Source organism: Halapricum sp. CBA1109, assembly GCF_009741825.1.
Lineage (GTDB): Archaea > Halobacteriota > Halobacteria > Halobacteriales > Haloarculaceae > Halapricum.
Window position 1 is genome coordinate 1 of the sequence record NZ_WPCA01000112.1, and the last position, 9,276, is coordinate 9,276.

Below are 9,276 nucleotides of genomic sequence, written 5' to 3' on the forward strand. Positions count from 1 at the left end.
TCGGTCAGAAAAACGTGGGGAAAAATTCCCTCCGCGCTCCCGTCGGTCGCGCGGAGTGAAACGGCGCTCACGATGTTCGCGCCGTATGCTGGACCGCCACAGCACCGCACCCGCACAGCGGCCCTGCCCTTCCCCGACTCGCTCGGGCGCGGCCGCGCGGGCCGCGCCACTCGCTCGCGGCCACCGCTCAGTGGTCTCCCGTGGTGTTCGTTCTTTTCCGCGACATCCATCCCGGGAGAAAACACTTACCGGTGGCCCGTCTCGCCTCGGTCACGATGCGCCGCCGTACCCTCCTCGCTTTCGCCGGAAGCGCCCTCTCGTTGTCGGTCGCCGGCTGTTCGGAGCGGTCCGACGATGGGTCGCCGACCGCCCGAGACATGACTGGTTCTCAGTCTCGTTCGGCTGTCGAATCGCCGACCGTTTCGCCGTCGACCCGGGACACGACTGTTCCCCAGTCCCGCCCTGATGTCGACTGTGACGATGCCGCCAGACCGATGCCGCCCGAAACGGACGAGAACGCGGCGGTACAGCCAATCGACTACCCGGGAGAGCCACCCGAACCGCTCACCGACGAGTCGGCGATAGCGTATCTCGAACGGTTCGAAGCGGCCTACCGCCGGAACGCCGAAATCCAGAACGCCGAGACGCTAGTCCAGTACAGCGGCGGTGTCACCGACACGAGGACCTACGACGCGCCACCGGACGCGGCGGTCGTTCGGTTCAGAACCGTCTACAGCGGCACCCTCGAAAGCGGGGCACACTACGACTCCCCGAACGTCTACGTCTCGTACTACCTCGACCCGACGACGGTCGTCCGCGCCGAGCGGGCCGGCGAGGCGGGCGTCGACCGGGACGCCTTGGACCCGGACCCCTTCGAGAGCGGACGAGTCGTCGCCTGCTTTCCGTAGCGCCGTGGGATTTAGGTCGCCACCGCTCCCGGTTCCCGTATGGAGTACACGACGCTCGGATCGACCGGTATCGAGGTCAGCCGCATCTGTCTGGGCTGTATGAGCTTCGGCACTCCCGACTGGCGCGAGTGGGTGCTCGCGGAGGACGAGAGCCGCGAGATAATCGAGCGCGCCATCGAGTTGGGCATCAACTTCTTCGACACGGCCAATATGTACTCAGAGGGCGAGAGCGAACGCGTCCTCGGGAACGTCCTCGCGGACTACGACCGCGACAGTCAGGTCGTCGCCACGAAGGGGTACTTCCAGATGGACGCGGACAACCCCAACTCCGGCGGGGCCTCCCGGAAGGCTATCGAACAGGAACTGTCGAACTCGCTCGATAGGCTGGGGATGGACACCGTCGACCTCTACCAGACCCACCGCTGGGATTACGACACGCCCATCGAGACGACGCTGCGGGCGCTTTCCGACGCCGTCCGGCGCGGGCAGGCCCGCCACGTCGGCACCTCCTCGATGTGGGCCCACCAGTTCGCCGACGCCCTGCGGGCCAGCGAGCGCGAGGGCCTAGAGCGCTTCGAGACGATGCAGAACCACTACAACCTGCTCTATCGGGAGGAGGAACGCGAGATGCTGCCGCTGTGTGACCGCGAGGGCGTCGGCGTCCTCCCGTGGAGCCCGCTGGCCCGTGGGTATCTCACACGACCGCACGAACAGTTCGACGCGACGACGCGGGGACAGACCGATGACTACGCACGCGAACATCCCTACTTCGAGGGCGGCGGCGAGGAAATCAACGAACGCGTCGCGGAATTGGCCGAGGAGAAAGGCGTCTCGATGGCACAGATCAGTCTGGCGTGGCTGCTTCATCAGGATGTCGTCGACGCGCCCATCGTCGGGACGACCAGCGTCGAACACCTCGAAGCCGCCGTCGAGGCCCTCGAAATCGACCTCTCGTCGTCCGAACAGGCCTACCTCGAAGAGCCATACGAGCCGGTGCCCGTCTCCGGCCACGACTGACAAATATATGTCAGGTACAGCACGGCTTATATACTCGAAGAACTAACGTGAGGTGAATGGACTCCGCCGAGCTACTCGACCTTCTCGGCAACGCGAACCGCCGTCGCATCCTCCGACTGCTGTCGCGCAAGCCGTGTTACGTGACCGAGATCAGCGAGTACCTCGGGGTCAGTCCGAAAGCCGTCATCGACCACCTCCGGAAACTGGAGGCAGCGAACCTCGTCGAGAGCCGCGTCGACGAGCAGCGCCGGAAGTACTTCTACATCTCCCGGGGCTTCCGACTGGAAGTCTCAGTTTCGCCATACGACTTCGGCACCAAGAGCGCCTACCCCGCCAGCGCGGGGCTGGACCTGACGACCTGCCGGCACCTCTCTATCGATATGGACCCGGGCGACGCTTCGGACCTCGGGGAACTCACCTCGGACCTCGAACAGCTCAAACGCCTCAGAGACGAGCTATCGCTGGCCCAGCGGTGGGTGCAGGGTCGGCTGACGGACGTGATGGAGGACATCGCCGAACGGATCGAGGGCGGGGACGCGCGCCTGACCGTCGAGATACTGCTCGTGTTGGCCGACCGGACGGCCGACCTCCCGGAGGTCAGCCGTCGCGTCGACGCGCCGCCGCCGGTCGTCGAGGACGTCCTCGCGGTGCTCAGCCGCGAGGGACTCGTCGAACAGACCGACGCCGGGTGGACGCTCAGCGACTAGAGCTCCCGGGTGAGGCCGTCCCGCAGGTCCCGACCGACGTAGTGGCCGAGGAGCCCGAGCACGCCGCTCGCCGTCGCGCCGGCGGCCAGTATCGGGACGCCGAGCCCGGCGACGGTGAGCACGAGGTTGCCGAGGACGGCCGTGAGGACGCCGGCGAAGGCGCTTGCGAGGCCGACTTCGAGGTAGTGTCGGTCGTCGTCGACCGCGCCGAGCAGGAACCCGGCCGCGAAGACCCCCAGTAGCCCGGCGACGTTCCCCGGAACGAGGGGGACGACGGTCCCGGCGACGAACGACAGCACCGTCGTCACGAGGAGCATCATCCCGAACAGCCGGGCCGAAAAGAGGCTCCCGACTCGCTCGCGGACGCCGAGGCTCGGGAGCCGACTGCCGGTCGACGATTCGGATTCGGCCGCCGTCTCCCGGTCGGCGACCCACCGAGGCCGCGGATGGACTCGCCGATACCGGACTCCGTGTCGGCGGTGTCGCCCCCTACGTCCCCGATTTCGCCGAGGTCGGGCTCCGTATCGCCGAGTCCGTCGAGGTCGACGTCCTCGCGTTCGCGTGTCCGCTCGTCGGTGCGCTCGGCCATACCGGTCACTCCGCCGCGGAGACTCAAGGACTTTTTCCCCTCAGAGAGGGACGCCGCCGGCGAGCAGCGCCGCATCGACCAGCAGTCCGACGGTCAGCGCCAGCGAGACGAGGACGTACGGCCGGCCGACGGCCGCCAACCGCTCGGTAGCGACGCCGTCGACGCCGCCGTCGACCAGAAAGCCCTCCGCGAGGTACGCCACCGGGTCGACCGACCCCCCGACCGTGCGCATCCGGTAGATACCGACCTCCAGCAGGCCGTTGAGCGCGCCCCACAGCGACAGCATCGCGAGGACGAGCCATCCCCGCGTCGTCCCGAGCAACGCGCCCGGGTCGACCGGGTACAGCACCCACCACTGGTAGAAGCCGGTCACCGGGAGCGCGATGCCGGTCCAGCGGGTCACGCGCAGCAGGCGGTCGAGCAAGACGTTCATCGCCGCGCGGTCGAGCCACGACCGTCCGCCGGCCGGGACGACCAGATACGCGTAGAACAGTATCGCGCCGGTCCAGAACGCCGCGGCGGCGACGTGGACGACGTACGACAGCGTCAACAGCCACGACACGACGAGCCACCTCCGAGCATACCGCCCCGTTGGCGTGGGAGCCACAAATGCGCTGGCCGGACAAACGAATGGTTTCAAGTCCGCGTACCCGGTAGCGACGACTATGAATCCCGGCGACCGAGTCCGCGTCGACCGCGACGACCAGACCCACGAGGGCGTGCTGTTGCCGTCCTCGACGGCCGAGACCCTCGTGGTCAAACTCGACAGCGGCTACAACGTCGGTGTCGACCGCGCGGCCGCGGACGTGACCGTCCTCGATTCGGACGTCTACGACATCGAGGACGCCCAGACCGAGTCGGACAGCTCCGAGATAACCTTCGACGAGGACCTCCCGACGGTGTCGCTCATCTCGACCGGCGGGACCATCGCCTCGACCGTCGACTACCGCACCGGCGCCGTCACCGCCCAGTTCGACGCCGAGGACGTCCTGCGGGCGGTCCCGGACCTGGCCGGGATGGCGAACTACCGCGGCCGCGTCGTCGCCAACATCCTCAGCGAGAATATGACGCCTGCCGTCTGGCAGGACCTCGCCCACGCTATCCACGAGGAGATAGAGGCGGGCGCCGACGGCGTCGTCGTGATGCACGGCACCGACACGATGCAGTTTTCGGCCTCTGCGATGGCGTTTATGCTCGATACGCCGGTCCCCATCGTCTTCACCGGGAGCCAGCGCTCGGCCGACCGGCCCTCCTCGGACAACGTGATGAACGCCGTCTGTGCGGTCGAGGCCGCCACGGCCGACGCCGCGGAGGTTATGATCTGTATGCACGCCGACCAATCCGACGAGGCCTGTGCCCTCCACCGCGGGACCCGCGCCCGCAAGAACCACACTTCCCGCCGGGACGCCTTCGAGACCGTCGGGGCGGAACCGCTCGGCCGTGTCGACTACGACTCCCGCGAGGTCACTTTCCGCCGGGAGTACGCCGAACGCGGCGCGACGGACCTCGACGTCGCCCCCGACCTGGAGACCGAGGTCGAACTCGTGAAGTTCACGCCCGGGTGTGACCCCGCAGTCCTGGAGGCCTACGACGACAAGGCCGGCATCGTCCTCGAAGGGACGGGACTGGGCCACGTCAACACCGACTGGATCGAGTACGTCGCGGACCTCACCGACAGCGGGACCGAGGTCGTGATGACCAGCCAGTGTCTGGAAGGCCGGGTGTGTGACCGCGTCTACGACACCGGGCGGGACCTACTGGAGGCCGGCGCATCGAGGGCGAGGACACCCTCCCCGGCACGGCGAAGGTGAAACTGATGTGGGTGCTGGCGAACGCCGACGACCCGGCCGAAGCGATGGCCACCTCGCTGGCCGGCGAGATTCAGGACCGCTCGACGCCCTGGCAGTAACGCCGGGAACTTTCTTTGGCCGCCTGCCTGAACACCGACTATGAGCGAGGCGACCGTCCGGAAGGCGACGCGCGATGACCACGAGGACGTGCGGGCGTTCACCGAGGACACGTGGGCCGACCGCTCGGTCGGCGACTACGTCCCAGAGGTGTTCCCGCAGTGGGTCGACGCCGACGGGGAGGACCAGCGAACGGTCGTCGCCGACGTCGACGGGTCGGCCGTCGGCGTCTGTCAGGCGACGGTCCTCTCGCCGTGGGAGGGGTGGCTCCAAGGGATGCGCGTCCACCCCGACCACCGCGGGGCGGGCATCGGTGCAGCGATGGTCGAGACGCTGTTCGAGTGGTGTCACGACCGGGGCATCCGGACGGCCCGAAATATGGTCTTCTCGTGGAACGGGGCCGGGATGGGCAACTCCCGCGCGACGGGGTTCGACCCGGCAATCGAAGCGCGGTGGGCAGAACCGATACCCGACGCCGGCGCTGACCCGTCGCTGACACCCGTCGAGGACCCCGACGCGGCGTGGGCACACTACCACGGGAGCGACGCCTACGACCGTCTCGGCGGCCTCTGGACCGACCCCGGGGAGTCGTGGTCTTTGTCGGCGGCCACCCGGGAGCGACTCGCCGGCCTCGAGGACGGCCGGCCGCTGGCACTGCAGGACGACGCGGGGACGCGGGCGAGTACGGCCCGAGTCAGAGTCGAGGAACGCGACACCAAAGACGGGAGCGAACGGACGGCCGTCTACGGCTTTTCGGCGTGGGAGGACCCGGCGGCGGCCGCGGCGCTCCTCTCGGCCATCGCCGCCGACGCCGCGAGCGTCGACGCCGACGCGACGCGGGTACTGATCCCCGAGACGGCGCGGTCCGTCTCGGACGTGGCCGCCGCCCGGGTGCCCATCAGCGACGAGCCGATATTCGTCTTCGCAGCGGATCTGACCGGTCGGTGATCACTCCGGGCCGTGGTCGCGGTCGGACAACGAGAGCGCGACGTACACGACCACGACCGTGGCCAGACTGGCGCCGACGACGACGTCGAACGTGAGCACGTCACGGCCGACGTTCACGTATCTGAGTACGAGTAGACAGAGTACCGCGACACCGAAGGCCGCGTAGGCGGTCACGGTACGACCCACGGCCGGCCGGAGTCGCCCGCCGCGGACCAACAGGACGCCCGCCACGGCGACGCCGACGAGCAACCCGACGGGGAGGCCGACGATAGCGGCAAACTCGAACGCCAGCAGTTCGATGACGGCGACGGCGACGAGGAGAAACGAGGTGATTCCCGCACCGACCGCTGTGAACGTCGTTCGGCGGTCCATACCGCGGTGCTTCTCGACACGGCGTGATAAGTATACGTCGCCAAAACCGCCCGTCACGGGCCGACCCGCTCACTCCGGTCCGGTGATGTCGGTGACGGTGCCGACGCCTTTCGACTGGCCCTCGCGGAAGACGAACCGCTGCCCCTCCTCGATGCAGTAGGGGCGGAACTTGAACCGGACGCGTGCGTTGCCCTTGTCGCCCGGGAGGAGTTGCCCGCCCTCGGGGTAGAAGGCGGCGGCCTCGCTGATGGTTTCGAGGTGGACGACCGGTTCGTACCCCTCGCCGATGCGCGTCGGGTGGTTGAGGACCATCACTTCGGCCTCGAACTCCCGGACGGCCGTGGGGTCGCTGTCCCGCGGCAGGAGGATCATCCCGCGCTCGATGTCGGCCTCGCGGACGTTCTTCAGGGCGATGCCGACGATGCGGCCGGCCTCGGCCTCGTCGACGCGGTGGTAGTGCATCTCGATGGAGCGAACTTCTACCTCCCGGAAGGAGCCGTCGGCCATCGGGCCCAACAGGAGTTCGTCGCCGGCCTCGACGCGCCCGGTGTTGACGGTGCCGGAGGCGACGGCCCCGACGCCGGTGACGCTGTAGGTCCGGTCGACGTACATCGAGAACGACTCCTCGGTGGCGCCCTCCTGTTTGGGGAGGTGTTCGAACAGCTCGTCGAGTTCGTCGAGTCCCTGCTTGGTGACTGCCGAGGTTCGCAACACCGGGACGACGGTGTCGGATATCTCCTCGATGGCCGTCTCGACGCCGTAGCGGGCCATCCGCAGGGGCGTCTTGTCGGCGTCACGCAGGAGGCGTTCGACCTCGCGTTCGACCTCGGCGAGGCGTTCCTCGTCGACCACGTCGGCCTTCGTGATGGCGACGATGGTCGGCAGGTCCGTCGCCAGTAGGATGCCCAGATGTTCCCGGGTCGTCTTCGTGGGCCCGTCGTCCGCGGCGACCGTCAGGAGTCCGTAGTCGAGTTTCTGCCCGACGATGCCGCGGATGGTCGTCCGCAGCCACGGTTCGTGGCCGACGGTGTCGACGAAACTCACGAGGCGGTCTGACTCCTCGACGACCCTCGCGCGGTCTGACTTCCGGTTGGGGTTGTCCATCCGGACCGGGCCGTCCTCGTCGAAGCCGTAGACGCCGTAGGAGAGGTCCGCCGAGAGGCCGCGCTCTATCTCGTGGGGCTGGACGTCCAGATACGACCGGGTGCCGCCCTGCCCGTCGTCGGCCTGTCCGGTGACCAGCGACCCGACGAGCGTGGACTTGCCGTGGTCGACGTGACCGGCCGTCCCGACGACGATGTGCTCGTCGTCACGGAGGACCGTCCCCTCGGTGATGGTGGCGACGCCGACGAGGCCGTCCTCCTCGACGCTCCACGTCTGGACCTCCTCGATGTGGGCGCCGGCCTCCTCGGCCAAAAGTGAGAGCACGTCCATCGACTCCGAGAAGACGTCGGGTTCGATGCCGGCGATGCCGCCGTCGTCGGTGACGCCGACGACGTACGTCGCCTCGCCGTCGCCCGAGAGGACGCGGTGGCGTAGCTGTGCCGCCAGACTCTCGAAGCGCCCCTCGTTGGCGTGGAGGTCCTCGCTGAGTCGTTCCTTGAACTCCACGCTGCCACCCTCCCGTTCGCCGCGTTCGATTGCGCGCTGCAGGACAGCCCGGTCGGGGCTCATGAGCGCTCGTAGTGGCGGCGTCAGCATAAGCTTTCGCTGGGTAGGACTCTATAGGGCTCCGAAATCGAAGAGAGCCCCGGTGGCCGTACCCAGTGGCCACCGGGGGACGACGGTGGCTGTGGTGGGTGGTGGTGGGTGCGGTCCACGCAAGCGGACTCGCGTGGTGGGTCCGACGGCCGACAGTTTCCGTGTTCACTACGACCGTCTGGTCTCCCCTGCGTCGCGCGTGGAGACCATCCGATAGTTGGGTCCGGACCGTATTAAAATTACTTTCGTAACGAACGAGAAAATTGTACCCAACTCCAATCGAGTGGTTTCCGCGACCGGCGTCGGTCACTGCCGATAGCGGTCGACGGCCTCGCGGAAACCGTCGCCGTAGCCGGCGTCGGTTATGCGGTCGGCGGCCGCCCGGGCGGCGTCGTCGGCGTTGGCGACGGCGACGGCGTCGCCGGCCACCTCGAACGTCGAGGCGTCGTTCTGGGAGTCGCCGACGGCGACGAACGCCGACGGCTCGGTGCCGAGCTCCTCGGCGACGACGGAAAGCGCCGCCCCTTTGCTCATCGCCGGGTCCTTGACGTGGTAGGCGTAGCCGGTGTCGATCACTTCCAGGCCGTGTTCCTCGGCCAGTTCGGTCAGCGGTTCCAGCGGGGCCGAACGCGAGAGGGCGACTTCCGTCTCCCGCCAGCGGTTGGCGAAGTCCGTCTCGGCGTAGCCGATGTCGTAGCCCGCGGCCTCGTAGGCCTCGACGACGGCCTGTGCGGCGGCCCGGTCGCCGAGGAACTCGACCGCGTCCGTGTCGGCGACGGCGACGACACCGCCGTTCTCGGCGATGATCCGCACGGGAATCCCCAGAAATTGGCACAGCGAGACGGGATAGGGGAAGGACTTCCCGGTGGCGACGACGACCGGTGCCGGCCAGTCGGCGACGACCGAACACGCCCGGAAATCGAGCGCTCCGGTCCCGTCGGTCAGCGTTCCGTCGATGTCGACTGCCAGTGGCGGCGGCTCCATATCTCGGGGTGAACAGGGCGAGGCACATCGGGGTTCCGACTCGACCGAGCGGTCACTCCTCGCGCAACCGTTCGTAGGCCCGGTTGACCTTCTTGAACCGCTCCTCGTCGCCGCCCTCGGTGTCGGGGTGGACCTCCTTGACC

The 9,276-nt window shown here is 68.1% G+C and carries 10 protein-coding genes and 2 pseudogenes; 5 read left to right on the forward strand and 7 right to left on the reverse strand.

What is annotated here, in order from left to right:
* The first annotated feature begins 494 nt into the window (after nucleotides 1-494).
* The 3 genes from GJ629_RS11815 to GJ629_RS11825 are packed head-to-tail and all read left to right on the forward strand — an operon-like array spanning nucleotide 495 to nucleotide 2,632.
* On the forward strand, nucleotides 495-908 hold the full coding sequence (locus GJ629_RS11815) for a hypothetical protein (RefSeq protein WP_157513245.1): 414 nt from the start codon (nucleotides 495-497) through the stop codon (nucleotides 906-908).
* Nucleotides 909-947: 39 nt separating this feature from the next.
* Nucleotides 948-1,925, forward strand: a complete 978-nt coding sequence (locus GJ629_RS11820; protein ID WP_157513246.1) for an aldo/keto reductase — start codon at nucleotides 948-950, stop codon at nucleotides 1,923-1,925.
* 56 nt (nucleotides 1,926-1,981) lie between these two features.
* Nucleotides 1,982-2,632, forward strand: coding sequence for an ArsR family transcriptional regulator (locus GJ629_RS11825; protein ID WP_157513247.1), 651 nt, complete (start codon nucleotides 1,982-1,984; stop codon nucleotides 2,630-2,632).
* Here GJ629_RS11825 and GJ629_RS11830 read toward each other — a convergent pair.
* The 3 genes from GJ629_RS11830 to GJ629_RS11840 are packed head-to-tail and all read right to left on the reverse strand — an operon-like array spanning nucleotide 2,629 to nucleotide 3,783.
* Nucleotides 2,629-2,952, reverse strand: a complete 324-nt coding sequence (locus GJ629_RS11830; RefSeq protein ID WP_157513248.1) for a hypothetical protein — start codon at nucleotides 2,950-2,952, stop codon at nucleotides 2,629-2,631. The genes GJ629_RS11825 and GJ629_RS11830 overlap by 4 nt on opposite strands.
* Nucleotides 2,949-3,221 carry a hypothetical protein gene (locus tag GJ629_RS11835; RefSeq protein WP_157513249.1) on the reverse strand — a complete coding sequence of 91 codons (273 nt, stop codon included), beginning with the start codon at nucleotides 3,219-3,221 and terminating at the stop codon, nucleotides 2,949-2,951. The genes GJ629_RS11830 and GJ629_RS11835 overlap by 4 nt, the downstream gene beginning before the upstream one ends.
* Nucleotides 3,222-3,261: 40 nt before the next feature.
* Complete coding sequence (locus GJ629_RS11840) at nucleotides 3,262-3,783, reverse strand: hypothetical protein (protein WP_197428577.1); 522 nt, start codon at nucleotides 3,781-3,783, stop codon at nucleotides 3,262-3,264.
* Nucleotides 3,784-3,886: 103 nt separating this feature from the next.
* Here GJ629_RS11840 and gatD point away from each other — a divergent pair.
* Together gatD and GJ629_RS11850 are read left to right on the forward strand one after the other, a co-directional pair.
* Nucleotides 3,887-5,130, forward strand: a pseudogene (gene gatD, locus GJ629_RS11845) (Glu-tRNA(Gln) amidotransferase subunit GatD).
* 40 nt (nucleotides 5,131-5,170) lie between these two features.
* Nucleotides 5,171-6,076 carry a GNAT family N-acetyltransferase gene (locus tag GJ629_RS11850; RefSeq protein ID WP_157513250.1) on the forward strand — a complete coding sequence of 302 codons (906 nt, stop codon included), beginning with the start codon at nucleotides 5,171-5,173 and terminating at the stop codon, nucleotides 6,074-6,076.
* On the opposite strand, the gene GJ629_RS11855 is transcribed toward GJ629_RS11850, so the two are convergent.
* The 4 genes and pseudogenes from GJ629_RS11855 to GJ629_RS18050 all read right to left on the reverse strand — a co-directional run.
* Nucleotides 6,077-6,448: a permease gene (locus tag GJ629_RS11855; RefSeq protein WP_157513251.1), complete on the reverse strand. Its 372-nt coding sequence runs from the start codon at nucleotides 6,446-6,448 to the stop codon at nucleotides 6,077-6,079.
* A gap of 69 nt (nucleotides 6,449-6,517) precedes the next feature.
* Complete coding sequence (locus GJ629_RS11860; protein WP_157513252.1) at nucleotides 6,518-8,122, reverse strand: GTPBP1 family GTP-binding protein; 1,605 nt, start codon at nucleotides 8,120-8,122, stop codon at nucleotides 6,518-6,520.
* A gap of 333 nt (nucleotides 8,123-8,455) precedes the next feature.
* The gene (locus GJ629_RS11865) at nucleotides 8,456-9,133 is read right to left on the reverse strand and encodes a phosphoglycolate phosphatase (protein WP_157513253.1); all 678 of its coding nucleotides are present in this window, start codon (nucleotides 9,131-9,133) and stop codon (nucleotides 8,456-8,458) included.
* 52 nt (nucleotides 9,134-9,185) lie between these two features.
* Nucleotides 9,186-9,276 (reverse strand): annotated as a pseudogene (locus tag GJ629_RS18050) (J domain-containing protein); the annotation flags it as partial.

Bases quoted from the DNA above. Each gene is read 5' to 3' on its own strand.
- GJ629_RS11815 (WP_157513245.1), top strand. From the start codon at position 495: ATGCCGCCCGAAACGGACGAGAACGCGGCGGTACAGCCAATCGACTAC.
- GJ629_RS11820 (WP_157513246.1), top strand. From the start codon at position 948: ATGGAGTACACGACGCTCGGATCGACCGGTATCGAGGTCAGCCGCATC.
- GJ629_RS11825 (WP_157513247.1), top strand. From the start codon at position 1,982: ATGGACTCCGCCGAGCTACTCGACCTTCTCGGCAACGCGAACCGCCGT.
- GJ629_RS11830 (WP_157513248.1), bottom strand. From the start codon at position 2,952: ATGATGCTCCTCGTGACGACGGTGCTGTCGTTCGTCGCCGGGACCGTC.
- GJ629_RS11835 (WP_157513249.1), bottom strand. From the start codon at position 3,221: ATGGCCGAGCGCACCGACGAGCGGACACGCGAACGCGAGGACGTCGAC.
- GJ629_RS11850 (WP_157513250.1), top strand. From the start codon at position 5,171: ATGAGCGAGGCGACCGTCCGGAAGGCGACGCGCGATGACCACGAGGAC.
- GJ629_RS11855 (WP_157513251.1), bottom strand. From the start codon at position 6,448: ATGGACCGCCGAACGACGTTCACAGCGGTCGGTGCGGGAATCACCTCG.
- GJ629_RS11860 (WP_157513252.1), bottom strand. From the start codon at position 8,122: ATGAGCCCCGACCGGGCTGTCCTGCAGCGCGCAATCGAACGCGGCGAA.
- GJ629_RS11865 (WP_157513253.1), bottom strand. From the start codon at position 9,133: ATGGAGCCGCCGCCACTGGCAGTCGACATCGACGGAACGCTGACCGAC.